This is a genomic window from Microbulbifer pacificus (assembly GCF_033723955.1).
GTDB classification, from domain to species: domain Bacteria; phylum Pseudomonadota; class Gammaproteobacteria; order Pseudomonadales; family Cellvibrionaceae; genus Microbulbifer; species Microbulbifer pacificus.
Genome location: NZ_CP137555.1, coordinates 43,670 through 62,414 on the forward strand (window position 1 = coordinate 43,670; position 18,745 = coordinate 62,414).

General features: G+C 61.4%; 17 protein-coding genes. 9 read left to right on the forward strand and 8 right to left on the reverse strand.

The window, feature by feature from the left end; translation table 11 throughout:
- Positions 1–6: 6 nt before the first annotated feature.
- Positions 7–738 (reverse strand): ABC transporter ATP-binding protein, encoded by a 732-nt coding sequence (locus R5R33_RS00175; protein ID WP_318954064.1) that lies wholly within the window; start codon positions 736–738, stop codon positions 7–9.
- 168 nt (positions 739–906) lie between these two features.
- On the opposite strand from R5R33_RS00175, the gene atpD reads away from it, so the two are divergent.
- Genes atpD through R5R33_RS00215 form a run of 8 tightly spaced genes read left to right on the forward strand, consistent with a single transcriptional unit; the run spans position 907 to position 7,125 of the window.
- Positions 907–2,301 carry a F0F1 ATP synthase subunit beta gene (gene atpD, locus R5R33_RS00180; RefSeq protein ID WP_318954065.1) on the forward strand — a complete coding sequence of 465 codons (1,395 nt, stop codon included), beginning with the start codon at positions 907–909 and terminating at the stop codon, positions 2,299–2,301.
- Entirely contained in the window at positions 2,298–2,693 is a 396-nt protein-coding gene (locus R5R33_RS00185; RefSeq protein ID WP_318954066.1) for a F0F1 ATP synthase subunit epsilon, read from the forward strand. The genes atpD and R5R33_RS00185 overlap by 4 nt, the downstream gene beginning before the upstream one ends.
- Positions 2,694–2,711: 18 nt before the next feature.
- A complete protein-coding gene (locus R5R33_RS00190) occupies positions 2,712–3,032 on the forward strand; it encodes an AtpZ/AtpI family protein (RefSeq protein ID WP_318954067.1) in 321 nt (106 codons plus the stop codon).
- A gap of 18 nt (positions 3,033–3,050) precedes the next feature.
- Positions 3,051–3,740: a F0F1 ATP synthase subunit A gene (locus R5R33_RS00195; RefSeq protein ID WP_318954068.1), complete on the forward strand. Its 690-nt coding sequence runs from the start codon at positions 3,051–3,053 to the stop codon at positions 3,738–3,740.
- Positions 3,733–4,008, forward strand: coding sequence for an ATP synthase F0 subunit C (gene atpE, locus R5R33_RS00200; protein WP_318954069.1), 276 nt, complete (start codon positions 3,733–3,735; stop codon positions 4,006–4,008). The genes R5R33_RS00195 and atpE overlap by 8 nt, the downstream gene beginning before the upstream one ends.
- Before the next feature lie 13 nt (positions 4,009–4,021).
- Positions 4,022–4,783 carry a F0F1 ATP synthase subunit delta gene (locus R5R33_RS00205; protein ID WP_318954070.1) on the forward strand — a complete coding sequence of 254 codons (762 nt, stop codon included), beginning with the start codon at positions 4,022–4,024 and terminating at the stop codon, positions 4,781–4,783.
- A 3-nt stretch (positions 4,784–4,786) separates the two neighbouring features.
- Positions 4,787–6,274: a F0F1 ATP synthase subunit alpha gene (locus R5R33_RS00210; RefSeq protein ID WP_318954071.1), complete on the forward strand. Its 1,488-nt coding sequence runs from the start codon at positions 4,787–4,789 to the stop codon at positions 6,272–6,274.
- Positions 6,271–7,125 carry a F0F1 ATP synthase subunit gamma gene (locus R5R33_RS00215; RefSeq protein WP_318954072.1) on the forward strand — a complete coding sequence of 285 codons (855 nt, stop codon included), beginning with the start codon at positions 6,271–6,273 and terminating at the stop codon, positions 7,123–7,125. The genes R5R33_RS00210 and R5R33_RS00215 overlap by 4 nt, the downstream gene beginning before the upstream one ends.
- A gap of 36 nt (positions 7,126–7,161) precedes the next feature.
- Here R5R33_RS00215 and R5R33_RS00220 read toward each other — a convergent pair whose 3' ends face one another.
- From R5R33_RS00220 to acsA, 7 genes are all read right to left on the reverse strand, one after another.
- Entirely contained in the window at positions 7,162–8,238 is a 1,077-nt protein-coding gene (locus R5R33_RS00220) for a glutaredoxin family protein (protein WP_318954073.1), read from the reverse strand.
- A 159-nt stretch (positions 8,239–8,397) separates the two neighbouring features.
- A complete protein-coding gene (locus R5R33_RS00225) occupies positions 8,398–10,725 on the reverse strand; it encodes a heavy metal translocating P-type ATPase (protein WP_318954074.1) in 2,328 nt (775 codons plus the stop codon).
- Positions 10,709–10,966, reverse strand: coding sequence for an acyl carrier protein (locus R5R33_RS00230; RefSeq protein WP_318954075.1), 258 nt, complete (start codon positions 10,964–10,966; stop codon positions 10,709–10,711). The genes R5R33_RS00225 and R5R33_RS00230 overlap by 17 nt, the downstream gene beginning before the upstream one ends.
- Positions 10,963–12,147, reverse strand: a complete 1,185-nt coding sequence (locus R5R33_RS00235; RefSeq protein ID WP_318954076.1) for a dihydrolipoamide acetyltransferase family protein — start codon at positions 12,145–12,147, stop codon at positions 10,963–10,965. Before R5R33_RS00235 ends, R5R33_RS00230 begins: the two co-directional genes overlap by 4 nt.
- A complete protein-coding gene (locus tag R5R33_RS00240) occupies positions 12,140–13,120 on the reverse strand; it encodes an alpha-ketoacid dehydrogenase subunit beta (protein ID WP_318954077.1) in 981 nt (326 codons plus the stop codon). The genes R5R33_RS00235 and R5R33_RS00240 overlap by 8 nt, the downstream gene beginning before the upstream one ends.
- Before the next feature lie 39 nt (positions 13,121–13,159).
- Positions 13,160–14,170 (reverse strand): pyruvate dehydrogenase (acetyl-transferring) E1 component subunit alpha, encoded by a 1,011-nt coding sequence (pdhA, locus tag R5R33_RS00245; protein ID WP_318954078.1) that lies wholly within the window; start codon positions 14,168–14,170, stop codon positions 13,160–13,162.
- On the reverse strand, positions 14,167–15,930 hold the full coding sequence (acsA, locus tag R5R33_RS00250; protein WP_318954079.1) for an acetate--CoA ligase: 1,764 nt from the start codon (positions 15,928–15,930) through the stop codon (positions 14,167–14,169). The genes pdhA and acsA overlap by 4 nt, the downstream gene beginning before the upstream one ends.
- Positions 15,931–16,029: 99 nt before the next feature.
- Here acsA and R5R33_RS00255 point away from each other — a divergent pair, with 99 nt between their 5' ends.
- Positions 16,030–18,744 carry a cation-translocating P-type ATPase gene (locus tag R5R33_RS00255; RefSeq protein ID WP_318954080.1) on the forward strand — a complete coding sequence of 905 codons (2,715 nt, stop codon included), beginning with the start codon at positions 16,030–16,032 and terminating at the stop codon, positions 18,742–18,744.
- Position 18,745: the final 1 nt, after the last annotated feature.

The window sequence follows — 18,745 nt, forward strand, 5'->3', positions numbered from 1 at the left end:
CGCCGGCTACCAGCTCAGTTCCGCGGGGGCACAGGGGTGAGCATTGTGTTCGATGCTCTGAATACGTCCGTCCGCCATGCTCAAAATGCGGTCGGCCATTTTTGCGATGGCCGCGTTGTGGGTGATCACCATGGTGGTGGTGCCGAGTTCGCGATTGACCCGCGCGATGGCTTCCAGCACCACGATGCCGGTCTTGCTGTCCAGTGCGCCTGTGGGTTCGTCACACAGCAGCACCCGCGGTTGCTTGGCGATGGCGCGTGCGATGGCGACCCGCTGCTGTTCACCGCCGGATAATTGCGCGGGGAAGTGATCCATGCGCTTGCCGAGCCCCACCAGTTCCAGCGCGTGTTCCGGCGTCATCGGGTCGCGTGCAATTTCCGTTACCAGTGCGACATTTTCCCGCGCGGTCAGGCTGGGAATCAGGTTGTAAAACTGGAACACGAAACCGACGTACTCGCGGCGGAACTGGGTCAGGTGGCGATCGTCGAACGCAGTGAGTTCATCGCTGCCAAAAAACACGCGGCCTTCGGTGGGAGAATCCAGGCCGCCGAGAATATTGAGCAGGGTGGATTTACCGCTGCCGGATGGGCCCAGCAGCACCACCATTTCACCCCGCGGTACGCTGAGATCCACACCGCGCAGCGCATACACCGTGGACTCGCCGCTGCCATAGGTTTTGGTGAGGCCTTCAGCGCGAATCGCTGCCTGATGGCTGGATGATTGCTTATTGCTATTCATGACGGACACCAGTTCCTTTGGTTGTCCATTTCACTGCATGGATTTATCGGCGTGTTGCGGCCCGGATTTGTTACTGGCGGCATAAGGCTCGCCACTTACGGATAACCGGCTACGGAGTCACTGACTGCTTCTATTCTAGAAGGAAACGTATGACATGAAATAAAAGCCATGCTGAACACGCAGGATGACGCCGTCGTGTGCGCGCCCATTGGCACCATTGCCGAGGTGCACGGGCCGGTGGTGGTCATTCGCTGCGACAAACTTCCGCCACTGCGCCAGGCCCTGCGCGCATCCATCGATCACGAAAGCTACCTGTTTGAAGTGCACCAGCACCTGGACCAGCACCACGCCCGCGCGATTACGCTGCACCGCACCGCGGGCCTGCGTCGCGGCCTGCCGGTGTTTGATACCGGTGCACCGCTGCATGTGCCGGTGACGCCGGACTGCCTCGGGCGCCTGCTGAATATTTTCGGCGAGCCGCTGGATGGCGGTGCGCCGCTTGAAGCGCGCGAGTTTCGCAATATCCATACGCCACCGGCGGCACTGTGGGACGCGGTGGGCACCGGGGATATTTTGCAGACTGGCATCAAGGTCATCGACCTGCTGTGTCCCTTTGTACGCGGTGGCAAAACCGGCCTGTTTGGTGGTGCCGGTGTGGGCAAAACGGTACTGGTGATGGAATTCATGCACGCGGTGGCCTCACTGCACAGCGGCGTGTCGGTGTTTGCCGGTGTCGGTGAGCGCATTCGCGAGGGCCATGAACTGTGGCACGAGATGCGCGAGGCCGGGGTGATGGAACAGACGCTGATGTGCTTCGGGCAGATGGACGAGTCTCCGGGGGTACGCTTTCGCGTGGGGCTTTCGGCGCTGTCCTACGCGGAGTACCTGCGGGACTCGCTGCACAAGGAAGTACTGTTCGTGATGGACAATATTTTCCGATTCGTGCAGGCGGGTAGTGAAATCTCCAGCCTGCTCGGCCGTATGCCCGCCACCGTCGGTTACCAGCCGACCCTGATCAGTGAGGTGGCGGAAATGCAGGAGCGCATTCTTTCCACCCCGCAGGGTGCGGTGACTTCGGTACAGGCGGTGTATGTGCCCGCGGACGACATGACCGACCCGGCGGTGGACGCGATCCTGGGCCATCTTGATAGCTCGGTGGTTCTATCCCGGGCGCAGGCGGGCAAGGGCATTTACCCGGCGGTGGAGCCGCTGCAATCCGCCAGCCGCCTGATGGATCGCCACACCCTGGGTGACCGGCACTACACGGTGGCGGAGGGGGTGCGCGAGTACCTGGCGCGCTATCACGAACTGGAAGACATCATCGCGATGCTCGGTATCGGTGAACTGTCCGCCGCCGACCGTCTTGTGGTGATGCGCGCGCGCAAATTGCAGCGCTACCTCACCCAGCCGTTTATGGTCACCGCCTCACACACTGGCATCGCCGGGGTATCCGTGTCGCTTGAAGACACCCTGGATGACTGCGAGGCTTTCCTGCGTGGGGATTACGACGCGTTGCAGGAAGAGGACTGCTACATGCGCGGCAGTATGAAGGCCGGGAAATGAACAGCTTTTCCCTCGAATTGCTATCGGCCACGGAACAACGGCGCGTTGATGGCGTGACCAGCTTTGTGGGCGAGGATGCCTCTGGCAGCTTCGGCATTCTCGCCGGACATACCCGCACCATTGCGCCGCTGCTGTTCGGGCTCGCGCGCTTTCGCCGCGGCAACGAACAGTGGCAGTACCTGGCACTACCGGGAGGGCTGCTCTATTTTCTGGACAACCACCTGCAGATTTTCACGCGCCGCTTTCTGATCGATGCCGACTACGCGCGGATCTCCGCGCTGCTGCAACAGCAATTGCTCGCCGAGGAGCAGCGTCTCGTGGAGACCAAGGAAAGCCTGGCGCGCATGGAGGAATCGATGCTGCGGAGGTTGTGGGAGCTGAGCCGGGAATAGGGGAGAACAGGCATCAAGATGGCGACTAATCGTGATCAAAAGCAGCGTGATCAAAAGCAGCGTGACCGGCAACAGCGCAATCACCAGTTGAGCGAGCGCGTGGAGCGCCAGGCCAAGCGCATGAAAAAGGCCGAGCGCGAACGGGAAACGTTGCTGGCGCAGACCATCTATATCGGTACCCTGGGGCTGGTGTTTGTACTGCCGGTCGTCGGCGGCGCGTATCTCGGTCGCTGGCTGGATGGTTTCGTGGAAGGCTACTCCACTCGCTGGACCCTGAGCCTGATTTTTCTCGGTGTGGTGGTGGGTGCCGTCAATGTCTATCTGTTGATACGGGAATAGGTGATTCGGAGATAGCGCATGCACGGTGACACCATGTCATTTCCGGTGGTTCTGCATCTCGGGCCACTACAGGTGACCACCACGGTGGCGACGACCTGGGTGATCATGGCTTTGCTCGTGCTGGTGGCTTGGCTGGTCACGCGGCGCCTGCTACTGCACCCCGGGCGCGCACAAACCGTGGCCGAAGGCATCGTCTCCACTATCGAAGAAGCGATCCGCGCGGTAGCGCCAAATCACGTTTCGCTGTTGCTGCCGTTCATTGCCACATTGTGGATCTTCCTGGTGGTGGCCAACCTGTGTGGCCTGATTCCCGGGGTGCATTCGCCGACCCGGGATTTGTCGGCAACGGCGGCGCTGGCGATTCTGGTGTTCCTGTCGGTGCACTGGTTCGGGATCCGCGACCAGGGCCTGAAGGCCTACCTGCGTCATTACCTGGTGCCGACGCCGTTGTTGCTGCCGTTTCATATCCTCAGTGAAATCACCCGTACGCTGGCGCTGGCGGTGCGCCTGTTTGGCAACATCATGAGCCTGGAAATGGCGGCGTTGTTGATCCTGCTGGTCGCCGGGTTTCTCGCCCCGGTTCCTATACTGATGCTGCATGTGATCGAGGGGCTGGTGCAGGCCTATATTTTCGGCATGCTGGCGCTGATCTATATCGCCAGTGGGCTGCAAACCCAACAAATGAGGCAGGAAGCCCGCAATGAATGATCTGTCCTGGTTTACGACCCTTTCCACTGTCGCCGCGATGATCGGCATGGGCATTGGCGTGCTGGGTCCCGCGATTGCCATGGGTCGTGCCATCAGCAGCGCGCTTGAGGCCATTTCGCGGCAACCGGAGGCGGAGAAATCGATCCTGCGCACGCTGTTTATCGGTCTCGCCATGATCGAGTCGCTGGCGATCTATGTTCTGGTGATCGCACTTATCGTCCTGTTCCGCAATCCGTTGCTGGAATACCTGCTCAAAACCAAGTCGTGACCGGGGCGCAATCGTGGAGCTGAGCTGGTCGACCTTCCTGCTGGAAATTTTCAACTTCCTCGTGCTGGTATGGATTCTCAAGCACTTTCTCTATCGCCCGATCCAGTCGGTGATTGCACGCCGCCAGCAGGATATCGACGGGCGCCTGGCAGAAGCCCGGGAGAAAGAAGCGCAGGCCGGCCAGTTGCAGAAAGACTATGAAGGCCGCCTGGCCGAATGGCGCAGCGAGCGCGAAAAGTCCCGTGAAGCGCTGGAGACCGAGCTGCGCAGCGAAAGAGTGCGGCGGGAAAAGTTGCTGGCGGACGAGCTGGAGCAGCAGCGGTCAAAGTCCTCTGCAGTTGATGCGCGGCGACAGGGAGAACAGCGCCGTCAGCTGGAATTGCAGGCGTTGGAACAGGGCAGCCGATTTGCCGCGAAATTACTTGAGCAGGGCGCCGGACCCGAAACAGAAACTCGCCTGATTAATCTCTTTCTCAAGAGCCTCGCGGAAATGCCGGAAGCGCAGCGGCTGCAGTTGTGTGAGCAAATCCGCGATTCGGCGAAAGCAGCACCGCTACGGGTGGCGAGTGCGCATGAGTTGGACGCCGGCACCCGCGACAAAATCGAACACGGGCTGGCGGCTTGCCTGGCGCGCGAGGTGGCCTGCCGCTTTGTGGAAGATCCCGACCTGATTGCTGGCGTGCAGGTATCCTTGGGCGCGTGGACCATGGGGCTCAACGTGCGTGATGAACTGCAGGGCTTCGCGCATCTTGCCCCGGAATCCGTTGCAGGGTGACCTATGAACGGAAGCCTACTTCAGCAGCGGAGTAATTGGCTCGACAAATACCGACTACAAGTTCGGATAGCCGAGCAGGGCTGGGTGGTGTCCGTTGGCGATGGCATCGTCTGGGTTGCGGGATTGCCGACCGTGGCCATCGACGACGTGCTGGAATTCAGTGATGGCAGCCGCGCTCAGGTATTCGACCTGAACGTGAACCTGGTCGGCGGGGTGCTGTTGCAGGCAACGGATGCGCTTACCGCTGGCACCCGTGCAACCCGCGGCAGCCAGGTTCTTGGTATCGCTGTGGGCGATGAGCTGTTGGGGCGTGTGCTGGATCCGCTGGGCGGGCCGCTGGACGGCGGTGCGATGCCGGACTGTGCCGGTTGGCGACCGTTGGAAGCGCGTGCACCGGCCATCGCCGAGCGGGATTTTGTGCAGCAACCGCTGTACACCGGCAGCAAGGTGCTGGACACCATGATTCCGATTGGCTGTGGCCAGCGGCAGCTGCTGATCGGGGACGAGGGGCTGGGGCGCAGTGCGTTGGCGCTGGATGCCGTCACCAATCAGAAAGGCAAAAACATCCGCTGTGTGTATGTGTTGATCGGCCAGAAGCGCTCCACGGTCATCGGCACCATCGAATTGCTCCGCAACGCCGGCGCACTGGAATACACCACCGTGATTGTGGCGGAGGCCAGTGCACTGCCGGGGTTACTGCACCTGGCGCCATTTGCCGGCTGTACCGTTGCCGAATACTGGATGCGCCAGGGCTGGCATACCCTGGTGGTCTACGACGACCTATCCACCCACGCCAAGACCTACCGCGAACTCTCGTTGCTGTTGCGGCGGCCTCCGGGGCGCGAGGCCTATCCCGGCGATATCTTTTCCGTACACGCGCGCCTGCTGGAACGCGCCACCTGCCTGAACGCTGCCAATGGTGGCGGTAGCATGACCGCGCTACCGATCGTGGAAACCAAACTCGGCGAAATCGCGGCCTACATCCCCACCAACCTTATTTCCATTACCGATGGCCAGGTATACCTGGACCGGGACCTGTTCAGTGGCGGCTTCCGGCCCGCCATTGATATCGGCAAATCGGTATCGCGTATTGGTGGTCGCGCCCAGCATCCGGCGGTGAAAAAGGAAGCGGGGCGCATGAAGCTGGATTACCTGCAGTTTCTCGAGCTGGAAATGTTCACCCGTTTCGGCGCCAAGCTGGAGGCAGCGATGGAAAAGGTGATCCGTCGCGGACGGGTACTGCGGGAAATCTTCAAACAGGATCGCCTGTCGCCGCTGCCCATCGAGTTTCAACTGGCATGGATGGTTGCGTTCAATGACGGTCTGCTGGATGAGTGGGAACCCCGCGCACTGTCGGATAAGTTGTCGCAACTGGAAATGCAGGTGGCGGCCAGCGGCCTGACCCTGGACGACGGGCGCGACAAGTGGGCAGCACTGGCACGGGACTGGGCCGGTGAACGAGAGGCCAGTGCACAAGGAGAAACGCGGTGAGCCGTCGCCATGAACTCCTGCATCACCAGAACCAGCTGGCGGAGGCGCGCCAGATTATCGGCGCCATGCAGTCGCTGGCGTTTATCGAAGTGCGCCGCCTGCGCAAGGTAATGGAGATCCAGCAGAAGGTGGTAGCCGGGCTTTACCGCGCGGCGCAGGATCTGCTGGGTTTTCACCGCGAGCTGCTGCCTGTGGCGCAAGCGGAAAGCCCGCTGTTTCTGGTGCTCGGATCTGAGCGCGGATTCTGTGGCGACTTCAATGATCCACTGATGGAAACCCTGCAACAGTGCCTTACTGAAACCGGGGGAAGTACCGCAGGGTTTGTAACCTGTGGTCGCAAACTGAGCGGCCACCTGGAAACCCACCCGCAACTGAAGGCGGCCTTTGAAGGCGCCACGGTTCTGGATGAGGTGGAAGACACCCTGATCCGGCTGGCGAATGGGCTGTCGGGACTGCTAAAAGGGGATGCCCCGCTGATCGTGATTTATCACGGCGGCCCGGATGAGGAAGTGCTAGCGCGACCGCTCTTGCCGCCATTTGCAGAACTGCGGGACCAGCCAGCGCAATTTGCCTATCCCCCACAACTGAACGTCACACCCGCGCAGCTTATGCAGGATCTTGTCGACCAGTACCTGTTCGCGGCGCTCCACGAAATACTCTACGTGTCGTTGATGGCAGAAAATCACCGCCGCATGCAGCACCTCGAGGGTGCGGTGCGCCATCTGGACAAACGCCTCAACAGCCTGAAAACCCGCGAAAACCAACTGCGCCAGGAGGAGATCATCGAAGAAATCGAGGTAATTCTGCTCAATGCGGACAGTGAGGCGGTATCGAACTTCAACGGTAACTGATTGATCCGGCCACAATGGCAATTCCGGGCCCCATCGCTATACAAGCAATCCTGGAAACAGCAGCATGGCCACACCAAGCAGCAGCATCACCAGACCGCTGATGAACTTGAGCCAGCGTCCGCTGCCTTGCGACAGTTTGCGGCTGCCGAGTGCGATTACCGCAAGGGCGACCATCAGCGCGTCGTCGGCAATATAGGCGAGAATGTAGAGGCCGAGATAACCGTAATACGCGGGCTGGCTTAATTCGTGCTGTGACAGCACGGCGGTGTAGATCGCCGGCAGGCCGGCGGTACACAGCAATTCAATAAAATTCACCAGCACCGCAAGTACCGCCACGCCCACAAGAGAGGTAAGCAGGCTGTTGTCGTGCATGAGCTTGTGCATACGGGCGTAGATGCCGGGTTTGGCGGACTCCGGAATCGACAGCGTGTAGTCGCGACGGTGATTGAAGAAGTCCCGCAGATTCACCAGACCGATGGCGATGGCAATGGCGGCCAACAGCCAGCGCAGCCAATTTGCAAAGCCCACCACCAGAAACAGGTTGAGCCACGCTGCCATGAACGCGTAGTAGATGGCGCCGCTCACCAGCACGAAGGTGCCGGCGATCAGCGCCATGCGACGCCGGTCCTGCAGCCGCACCAGAATCGACAACAGAAACAGCAGTACCCACATGGCGCATGGATTGAAACCATCGATCAATCCCAGGGCAAGGGTGAAGAGTGGGAGGCCGAGCTCGGCGGCATTCAACCTGCCGAACCCGGCCTCTTCAGCCTTTCCCGGCGGTGCGCTCCCGCCATCAATAAGCCGGTGCAATATCGGCCCGGTTTCTTCCGCACTGATAAAGCCCACATGCACACGGCCGTTCGCGACAAAGGTCGGCACACCGGGCGGCCACTCTCCGGCCTGGCGGGAGTAGCGCTCCAGTTCATCTATCGCCCCGGGATCTTTGTCGATGGCCCGGTACACGATACGCAGGTTGGGTATTTCCCGGGCCAGTTTGGGCAGATATTGCTTGGCATCGGCACAGTGGGGACAGCCATCGCGCACGTAGACAATGAGCACCTGCGGGGACTGAGACGGCTTGTCCGCTACCGCATCGGAGGTTACTGACACGAGCAGCAACATCAGCACCACAGGCACAATCGCCCGTAAGAATACGCAAAGCGCCGAGGGCGGGGAAAGGGAAGGGCCAATAGCCTTTTTACGCTGGGTCATGGCATGTAATTGGTACCGGTTTCGACACATGTACCCTTGAGTAAAGACCAACGCGAGTCAGGACTGGGAATCACTCAGCGTAAAGTAGAGTTCTTCTTCCTGGGCAAAATGCAAACGCACGATGGCGATAAGGCTGAACAGCAGCCGCCTCAGTTCCTGCAGTTGAAGTTCGTCCGGCTGCACCCCGGCGAGGTCATCGGCGAGTTGCTCGAAGCGGCGCGCGAGACGAAAAATCTCCCGGTGGGTATGGCTCATGGCGCCCATCGGATCGAATCCCCGCACCATTGCCGCCAGTGTCGGGTAGAGCTGTTCTTCGTCTTCGCGCTCGTGGGGCAGAAGCTCGTCACGTATCACCCTGGATACCGCGTTGATTTCATTGGTAGCTGACAGGTGCAATCCGCCGTTGAGTGTATTGCAGGCCTGTTCCAGGCGGTCCAGCACCGGCTGCAGTTCGCTGTGCTGTAGTCGCAAACGGTCGGCAAGTTCAACGGGCATGACCGCTGCCGAGCGATGTTGCGCCGGTGGGCGCAGTGCTCGCAGTGCGTTGAAAATTACTGCCACGTCGATACCTTCCTGCACCAGTGCGCCGATCACCGGAGGCAGGTACCCGAGCGCGGCGATCAGCATCGCAAGTGCGGACAATCCCATGCCCGCCATTACACTCTGCAACGCGATCTGGCGACCGCGCCTTGAGATATGCAATCCCTCCGGCAATCGGTCGAGTCGATCCACCAGCAACACTACATCCGCGGCCTCGGCGGAGGCGCCGGCACCGCGAGCGCCCATGGCAATACCCACGTCGGCCGCCGCCAGTGCCGGCGCATCATTGATGCCATCGCCCACCATGGCGGTGGTGCCGCTCTCACATTCTGCTTTGACCGCCGCCACCTTGTCCGCCGGTGAGCGCTCCGCGAGCACTGCGTCAAAACCCAGCGCCAGCGCCACCGTCTCCGCCACATCCTGACGATCACCACTCAGCATGACGGTGCGCTCGACGCCGGCGCGATGCAATTCCCGCAGTGCGCGCGGGGTATCCAGGCGGATCTGGTCCGCCAGCAACAGCACGCCCGCCATCTGGCCGTCAATTGCGACGAAGGCGCCAGACAGGCCGCGCAACGCCATGTAGCGCAAGCGGGTCTCAGACCAGTGGTCTATGGCAGCACCATTCAGTACCAGAGTGAGACTGCCGACGGCGACGCTTTTGCCCCCGACCTGCCCACGCAAACCCTCGCCGGGGGTTTCCTGAGCCTGTTCAGGGATGGACAGCACCAGATCGCGGCGCCGCGCCTCGGCGACCAGGGATTGGGCGGTGTTGTGTTGGGAAACCTGATCCAGTGACGCCGCCAGCCGCAGCACCTCGTCGGGATGGAACCCCGGGGGTGTCTCGATGCCCACCAGCTGCTGGCGTCCGGTGGTCAGGGTGCCGGTCTTGTCGAACACCAGGTTTTTGGCATTGGCGAGCTGTTCCAGCGCAGCGCCGTTCTTGATCAGGATGCCGCGTCGGGCGGCGAGGGAAATGCTGGCGATAATCGCCACCGGTGCCGCGAGAATCAGCGGGCAAGGGGTGGCGACCACCAGTACCGCCAGTGCACGCAACACATCGCCGGAAATAGCCCAGGCCAGTCCGGCAACGAGCAGCGCCGCCGGTATGAACCACAGCGCATAGCGATCGGCGAGGCGGGTAAAAGGCGCCTTGGCCGCCTGGGCTTCGGTCACCATGCGCACAATGCCGGCGTAGGTACTTTCCTGCGCGGTTTTCAGTGCCTGTAAATCCAGCGGCCCACCGGCGTTGATCACGCCGCTCATCAGCTGGTCCCCGCGCATGCGTCGGCGCGACAGCGATTCGCCGGTTACCGCGGATTCGTCCAGCTCCGCGGTTGCAGACAGCAATAATCCGTCCACCGGCACCGCCTCGCCAGATTTAACGATCAGCTGATCGCCGATCCGCACCTGTTCCGCTGCGATCTCCTCAATGCCCGAGCGCACACGGCGATGCGCGACGCGCGGGCTGCGCGCAAGCAGCGCTGACAGCGCCTGTTGCGCGCGCCCGCTGGAGTATTCCTCCAGCGCGCGGCCACTGGCAAACATAAACGCGATCACCGCCCCGGCGAGGTACTGTTCCAAAAGCAGGGCGCCCGCCATAGTCAGCAGCGCCAGCACATCGACGCCTGCCTTGCGCCGGGCAAGGGCTTGCACGCTTTCCACGCTGGCGACCACAAGCATGAGCAAAACGGCAACGATCCACGGCAGGGGTGGCGATGCGTTCAGCAGTCGCGCTGCGCCGCCCGCAGCGAGCAACAGGGCGATAATGACCGCGAGGGATTTGTGCAGGTGGCGTGTAAGGTATGTTGCATCGCGCTCTGCTGGCTTACTTGCCGCTGGCACTGGAATTTCTCACCAGATAGTCGACGGTGCTATCGAGACTCTGCAACTTTGTGTAGTCCTGTTCGGGTATATCGATCTGGAATTCACGTCCGATGGCGATGGCGAAGTGCATGAAATCCATCGAGTCGAAATCGTACTGATCGCGAATTGGCATTTCCGCGTCCAGTTGCGCAGCATCGATGTCCGGCGCCACCTGTACGAGTTTCTCCAGAACCACGGATCTGATTTCGTCGGGGCTCATAGGGATTCCGGCTCCTGTAACAGGCGATCGATTTCCGCGAGAAAAAGACCGCCGCGGTGTCCGTCGCTGACACGGTGATCGGCAGCGAGGCTGGCATTGATGACACGGCGCACCGCCGGTTTTCCGTCAACGGGCAACACGCGCTCAATTACGGAACCGAAGCCCACGATCGCCAGCTGTGGAGGGAAAATGATCGGAAACACGGTTTCCACGCCCTGTTCCCCGAGGCTGGTGACGGTGATGGTGCCGTCCTGCAGTTCCGAACCGCGCAGGTGACCACTGCGGGCGCGCTCCACCAGATCGAAAAATTCCGGCATCAGCCGATCCAGTGCTTTTTCATCCGCGTCGTGCAGGGCGGGCACCACAAGTCCACCGGTGCGCAGGGATATGGCGACGCCAATATGTACCTGCGCGCTGAACTGCGCCTGGCCGTCGACAAAAAAACCGTTCATTTCCGGAGTCTTTTTCACTGCCCGCGCCACCGCTTTCAGCAGCAGTATGGCGTAGACCATGCGCTCGGGCAGTGGGCGCTCGGCATTTTGTGCCTGTAGCCAATCCAGTGCGCGGGTCATATCAATGGTGGTTGCAAGATAGAAATGGGGGATCTCGCGCTTGGAGCGCACCATCGCGGCGGCGATCGCCTGGCGCATACCGGTTGCGGAAGCATCGTTTTTTGTCGTCGTGCTGGAAACGGGCGCGGCGGGTCCGGCGCTGGCGAGAACGTCTTCCAGCGTCACCGCACCGCCGGGACCGCTGCCGTGCAGGCTATCCAGATCCACACCCAGTTCGCGGGCGCGCTGGCGCGCGGCGGGGGAAATACGCTTGCGTGCTGGTGCTTCCATCGGCGCGTGCTTGGTTTCCGCGGCTAATGCTGGCGATTCCGTGGTTTCTTTTTTAAGCGGGCGTTGTACGCATTCCCGCGCGAACTCTTCGACCGCGCTCTCGTGCTCACCGCGGTAGAGTGCCAGCGCCGTGCCGACTGGCACTTTTTCATCCAGCCCAACGAGTAACTGCTCGATGGTGCCACTTTCGAAAATTTCGATATCGATAATGCCTTTGTTGGTCTCCACCGCGGCGACGATATCGCCTTTCTGCACCACATCGCCGGGTTTTACGAACCATTCACGCAGGGTGGCGTCATCCATATCGGCGCCGAGAGAGGGCAGACGGAACTCAGACATTTTGCCCCAGCAACTCACGCGCCTTGTTTACTATGGTGGCCACCTGGGGCAGTGCCGCCTGCTCCAGGTGACCGGGGTAGGGGATGGGAACTTCCGCGGTGCACACCCGCGCCAGTGGCGCGTCGAGATCGTAGAACGCCTGCTCGCTGATGCGCATACCGATTTCCGCCGCCAGACTGCCGCTGCACCAGCCCTCATCAATGAGCACGGCGCGACGGGTCTTGCGCACCGAGGCCAGGATGGTTGCATCGTCCAGCGGGCGCAGTGAACGCAGGTCGATCACTTCTGCTGCGATCCCTGACTTGGCCAGTTCGTCGGCGGCTTCCAGGGCCTTGATCAGGTTGCCGCCGTAAGCGATCAGGCTGATATCGCTGCCTGCGCGGCGCACGGCAGCGCGGCGGATTTCAGAAACGGTTACGTCTTCTGCCAGTTCGCCTTCGCGGTTGTACAGGGCGTTGTGCTCGAAGATGATTACCGGGTCCGGATCATCCAGTGCGATACGCAACATACCGCGCATGTCTTCCAGGGTGGCCGGTGCAATGACCCGCAACCCGGGAACATGGGCGTACCAGCATTCGAGACTGTGGGAATGCTGCGCGGCCAACTGGCGGCCGGCGCCGGTGGTCATACGCAGTACCACCGGCACACTGAACTGGCCACCGGACATATGCCGCAGGGTGGCAGCGGTATTCACGATCTGGTCCAGGCACAGCAGGCTGAAATTTACCGTCATCACTTCGACGATGGGGCGCATGCCGCCGAGGGCGGCGCCGATACCTGCACCAACAAATGCCGACTCGGACAGCGGGGTGTCGCGGATACGCTCTTCACCGAACTCGTCCAGCAGTCCCTTGCTGACGGCGTAACAACCGCCGTAACGGCCGACGTCTTCGCCCATCAGGAATACTCGCTCGTCCTGCTTCAGGGATTCGCGCAGTGCGGCGCGCATCGCTTCGCGGTAGGTGATGTTCATGCGCGGTAGGTGATATGCATGGGAAAGATCCTCCCTGTTTCAAGTGCTCCCGGACTGGCCAGTGTTTTGCGCGCTGTCGGTGTAGACATACTTCAGCAGGTCTTCCACAGGTTCCCATTGCCCGGCTTCCGCGAAGGCGACGGCCGCCTGGATTTCCTCACCGGTGGCCTGTTCTAACGCAGCCACATCCCCGTCCTCGATCACCTGCTGGGCCTTGAGCCGTGCGCTCAGAGTGGCGATGGGGCAGAGTTGTTTCCACTGTTCGACTTCGGCTTTCTCCCGGTACAGCTCCGGATCAAACATGGAATGGGCGCGGAAGCGGTAGGTGCGCATTTCCAGAAACACCGGCACCTGTTGCGTGCGGATTTTTTCCAGCGCGTTACGCGCCGCGGTATTCACCGACATCACATCCATGCCGTCCACCGCAGTGGAATCAATGCCATAGCTCTCGGCCTTGCGGTGAATGTCGGTGACCGATTCCGAGCGCGCCAATGCTGTACCCATGGCGTAGAGGTTGTTTTCACACACGAACAGCACCGGCAGCTGCCAGAGCGCGGCCAGGTTGAGGGATTCGTGGAATTCGCCTTCGGCCACCGCGCCCTCGCCGAAAAAGCACGCCGTCACCCCTGGCCGGTTTTGCATCTTGTCGGCGAGGGCCAGGCCAATGGCGAGGGGCAGGCCGCCCGAGACGATGGCGTTGCCGCCGTAGAAATGGGTTTTCGCATCAAACAGATGCATGGACCCGCCGCGACCGCGTGAGCAGCCCTCCTGTTTTCCAAACATTTCCGCGAGGATGGCGTTCATGGAAATGCCGCGCACCAGTGCGTGGCCGTGTTCGCGGTAGGTGGCCACCACCGCGTCTTCCGCAGCCAGTTCCGGAATCACGCCGGCGGCCACCGCTTCCTCACCGATATACAGGTGCAGGAAGCCGCGGATCTTCTCCTCGCCGTAAAGCTCTGCGCACTTTTCCTCCATGCGGCGAATGCGCAGCATGTCCTGCAGCCATTGAAGTCCCTGTTCGCGGCTGATCTGCGAGGGTTTGTCGTTCACTCATTGCCCTCCAGGGTGGAGGTATCGCCTTCGGGCAGGCCGAGTTCGCGTGCTTTCAACAGCCTTCGCATGATCTTGCCGGAGCGGGTACGCGGCAGCGTCTCCTCGATCTGTATTTGCCGGGGCGCCACGGCCGGGCCGAGGCGCTTGCGCGCCAGCGCCATAATTTCCTGTTGCAGGGCTGCACCGGCTTCAAATCCGGGTTTCAGGGAAACGAAACCTTTGACGACTTCTCCCGCCATCGGGTCCGGCACGCCGATCACTGCGGCTTCCGCCACCGCGGGGTGCTCCATCAATGCGCTTTCCACCTCGAATGGCCCAATCAAATGTCCGGAGGATTTGATCACGTCATCGGCGCGGCCGACGAACCAGAAATAGCCATCCCGGTCGCGCCGGGCCAGGTCGCCGGTCAGATACCATTCGCCGTGGAAGCATTTCTGGTAGCGCTCTTCTTCATAGAGATAAGTGCGGAACATCGAGGGCCAGCCGCGTTTCAGCGCCAGTTCGCCCTCTTGGTCCGGCTCGACGATCGGTTCCACCGAGCCATCTTCACAGTGGCGCACCACCGCCGCCTCGATACCGGGCAGCGGCCGCCCCATGGAGCCGGGCCTGATGGGCTGGCTGAGAAAGTTGGCGATCATGATGCCGCCGGTTTCGGTCTGCCACCAGTTGTCGTGGAAGGGCAGGCCGAAGGCTTCCTTGCCCCACAGTACCGCCTCGGGATTGAGCGGCTCGCCGACGCTGGCCATAAAGCGCAGGGCGGGTAATTCAAATTGCCGTACCAGCTCCGCACCGACTTTCATCATCATGCGCACGGCGGTGGGGGCGGTGTACCAGACACTGACCCTGTGATCGCGCAGGATGCCGTACCAGCGCTCGGGGTCGAACTCTTCCCGATCCACGATCATGGTGGCGCCGATGACCAGCGGCGCGATAATGCCGTAGCTCGTTCCCGTCACCCAGCCGGGATCGGCGGTACACCAGAAGATATCCTGCGGATGCAGGTCCAGCGCGAGGCGCGCGCTGGCGTGGTGGGCGAGTACGGCTTCGTGCACATGCAACGCACCTTTGGGCTTGCCGGTGGTGCCACTGGTAAAGTGCAAAAGCGCTGGATCTTCCGGATCGGTATTCTCGATGACAAATTCATCTGCGGCGTGATCCAGTAGCTGGCCGAAATCCAGCGTTGCGGGGGGAAGGGCACTTTCAGGGGCATCCCGAACCAGCAGGACCTGTTGCAGGTGCGGCAGGGACTCGCGCAGTGCCGCAACCTTGCGCTGGTAAAGCCGCTCACTGGTGACCAGTACTTTGGCCTCGCCGATCGACAGGCGCGCACGCAGTGGTTCCGGGCCGAATGCCGAAAACAGTGGGCAGAAAACACTGCCGTTCTTCAGTGTGCCGAGCGCCGTGATATAGAGTGCCGGCTCGCGCTCGCTCAATACAAATACTCTTTCTCCTTTCTGCACGCCCAGTTGCCGCAGGACATTGGCAAACCGGTTGCTAAGCCTGCTCAGTTCGCCATAGCTGAAATCGGTGGCATCGCCTTGCCTGTCCAGCCAGCGCAGGGCGGTGTGGTTGCGGCGCTCGCCGGCGGCGTGACGGTCGACCGCTTCATGGGCGATGTTCAGGCCGCCCGCGGGTAACCCGTCCAGCAGCGCCAGTTCGTGCTCCCAGGAAAAATTTTCCCGGGCGTCATCGTAGTCCAGGAGATTGGGCACCAGTTCCCAGTCGTCGCGGCTTTTATTCAGAGTAACTAGAGCCATAAACAATGTGAGGGCATTTTCACTACAGGGATTACGAGACAGCCGGGGCGATAGGCTAAGGTTGCAGAAACAACAATTGGCCATTCTTCCCGAAGATTCATGCAAGCCGACGTCGACATAACAGACACCAACACCAATAAGCCGTGGCACTGCCTGAATGCTCAGGATGTCGCTGCGCAGTTGGTAAGCGGCGCCAGTGGACTGTCGGCTGCAGAGGCTGCCCAGCGCCTAAGCAGTTATGGCACCAACGCACTGCCACTGCCACGGCTGCCCGGGTTTTCGCGCTTGTTCCTGCGCCAGTTCATCAGCCCGCTGATCTATGTCCTGTTGGCGGCGATGCTGGTTTCACTGATCGCCGGCAAACTTGCCGACGCCTCTTTCATCGGTCTAATTCTGTTGATCAACGCGCTGATCGGCGCCTTGCAGGAAGACCACGCCCATCGCAGTGCCCAGGCGCTGCGCAAGTTGATGGTGAGCCGCGCGCGGGTGATAAGAGATGGTGAAACCAGTGAGATTCCCGCGGAAGAACTGGTGCCCGGTGACCTGGTGCTATTGAGTTCCGGCGACCGGGTTCCCGCGGACCTGCGGTTGCGGGATGCGGTTGGGCTTGAAGTCGACGAATCGGTACTCACCGGTGAATCATTGCCGGTCTACAAACACAGCGACAAGCAGTGCGATGTGCAAACGCCGGTGGCGGAACGGGTGAATACGTGTTTCGCCGGCACTCTGGTGGCCGCGGGACGTGCCAGTGCGCTGGTTGTCGCCACCGGCATGGCGACGGAAATGGGCAAGCTGAGCCAGACCATGGAAGCGGCACAGGCGGTAAAACCGCCGCTGTTCCAGCGTATCGAGCGCTTCAGCAAGAAGCTCACCGTGGCGTTACTGTTGGCGGTCGCGGTTCTGGCCACGATCGAACTGGCCCGCCACACCGAACCCCTGGTGATCTTTATGACGGCGGTTGCCCTTGCGGTATCCGCCATACCCGAAGGGCTGCCAATGGCGCTGACACTGGTGCTGTCTGTCGGCACCCGTCGCATGGTCAAGCGCCATGTGATCGTGCGCAAACTGGTGGCGGTGGAGAGCCTGGGTTCCTGCACCGTGATTGCCACCGACAAGACCGGCACACTGACGGAAAATCGCCTGACCGCGCGGGAAATACGCTTTCTGGATGGCAGCGGCGTAACCGTCGATGGCGGTAGCCTCCCCACCGAGAGTGATTTGCCGGAACAGGACAACGAACTGGTCGCACGCCTGGCGCGCTCGGCCGCGCTGTGCAACGAGGCGGAATTACATCCGCTGGGAAATGGCGACTGGCACAGCAGTGGCGATGCCGTGGATCAGGCGCTGCTGGTGATGGCGCACAAGGTCGGGTTACACCCGCGCAAGCTGCTGGATGCCTGGCCACTGCTGAATCAGGTGCATTACGAGCCCGTATTGGGATTTGCCGCCACCCTGCACGGAAACAGCGCGGGCGAGGGTGCCCCCAGACTGGTGTGCGTGAAGGGCGCGTTGGAAAAGCTGCTGCCGATGTGCGACACCATGGCGAGCGCAAACGGCAAGATGCCGCTGGATCCTGCGCTTGCCCATGCGGTGTTGGATCGCCTCGCGGAGCGCGGTGCCAGGGTACTGGCGTTTGCCGAAGGCGACTGGCCGGGTCACGGTGAATTTACGGCTGAAAACCTCCACGGCCTCAACCTGCTGGGCCTTGTGGGCATGTTTGACCCGCTGCGCCCGGAAGCGGCTGGCGCGGTGGCCGAGTGCCGGGAAGCTGGTATTCATGTGTGCATGCTGACCGGCGATCACCCGCGCACAGCGCTGAGTATTGCCCGGGAACTCGGACTGGCGGACGACGGTGACAGTCCAGTAACCGGTGCAGACCTGGCACAGGCGGAAGCGAAAGGCCCGCAGTCGCTCGATGCGCTGACCGCACATACCCGTGTTTATGCGCGGGTATCGCCGGAACAGAAATTGACCATCGTGCAGTCGCTGCAACGCCAGGGACAGTTTGTGGCAGTTACCGGCGACGGGGTGAATGATGCCCCGGCGCTCAGCAGCGCCCACGTAGGTGTTGCGATGGGCGAGCAGGGTACCGAGGTGGCCAAGGAATCCGCAGACCTGCTGCTCACCGACGACAACTTCGCATCGGTGGTGGCCGGTGTCGAGGAAGGGCGGATCGCCTACCAGAATATCCGCAAGGTGATTTTCTTCCTGATCTCCACTGGCGCTGCGGAAGTGGTGCTGTTCGTGCTGACCACGAGTTTTGGCCTGCCGCTGCCACTCACGCCGGTGCAGTTGCTGTGGCTGAACCTGGTAACCAACAGTGTGCAGAGTATCGGGCTGGCGCTGGAACCGGGCGAGGGCGATGAAATGCGCAAACCGCCGCGTCCACCCGCAGAGTCGCTGTTTAATCTGGTGATGGTGCGCCGCGTCCTGGTCTCCGGCCTGGTAATGGGGGGAATAGCCTTTACCTGTTTTTACATTTTACTGGCACAGGGCTGGGAGCTGGATGCCGCGCGTAATATCGTACTGTTGCTGATGGTGCTGTTCGAAAATGTCCAGGTACTGAACAGCCGTTCCGAAAGCCGTTCCATATTTCACCAACCGTTTTTCTCCAACCCGATTTTATTGCTGGGCACGCTGGCGGCTCAGGCGTTGCATATCCTGTGCCTGTATTCGCCGTTGATGCAGGAGGTGCTGGGTGTGGCGCCGGTGAGTGGGGCGCAGTGGGGCCTGCTACTGGGCATCGCGCTGTTGCAGTTGCTGGCGATGGAGTTGCTGTTACGCCTCGGCAGGCCAGTACCGGACGCAGGTTGAG

Bases quoted from the DNA above. Each gene is read 5' to 3' on its own strand.
- R5R33_RS00175 (WP_318954064.1), bottom strand. From the start codon at position 738: ATGAATAGCAATAAGCAATCATCCAGCCATCAGGCAGCGATTCGCGCT.
- atpD (WP_318954065.1), top strand. From the start codon at position 907: ATGCTGAACACGCAGGATGACGCCGTCGTGTGCGCGCCCATTGGCACC.
- R5R33_RS00185 (WP_318954066.1), top strand. From the start codon at position 2,298: ATGAACAGCTTTTCCCTCGAATTGCTATCGGCCACGGAACAACGGCGC.
- R5R33_RS00190 (WP_318954067.1), top strand. From the start codon at position 2,712: ATGGCGACTAATCGTGATCAAAAGCAGCGTGATCAAAAGCAGCGTGAC.
- R5R33_RS00195 (WP_318954068.1), top strand. From the start codon at position 3,051: ATGCACGGTGACACCATGTCATTTCCGGTGGTTCTGCATCTCGGGCCA.
- atpE (WP_318954069.1), top strand. From the start codon at position 3,733: ATGAATGATCTGTCCTGGTTTACGACCCTTTCCACTGTCGCCGCGATG.
- R5R33_RS00210 (WP_318954071.1), top strand. From the start codon at position 4,787: ATGAACGGAAGCCTACTTCAGCAGCGGAGTAATTGGCTCGACAAATAC.
- R5R33_RS00230 (WP_318954075.1), bottom strand. From the start codon at position 10,966: ATGAGCCCCGACGAAATCAGATCCGTGGTTCTGGAGAAACTCGTACAG.
- R5R33_RS00235 (WP_318954076.1), bottom strand. From the start codon at position 12,147: ATGTCTGAGTTCCGTCTGCCCTCTCTCGGCGCCGATATGGATGACGCC.
- R5R33_RS00240 (WP_318954077.1), bottom strand. From the start codon at position 13,120: ATGAACATCACCTACCGCGAAGCGATGCGCGCCGCACTGCGCGAATCC.
- acsA (WP_318954079.1), bottom strand. From the start codon at position 15,930: ATGGCTCTAGTTACTCTGAATAAAAGCCGCGACGACTGGGAACTGGTG.
- R5R33_RS00255 (WP_318954080.1), top strand. From the start codon at position 16,030: ATGCAAGCCGACGTCGACATAACAGACACCAACACCAATAAGCCGTGG.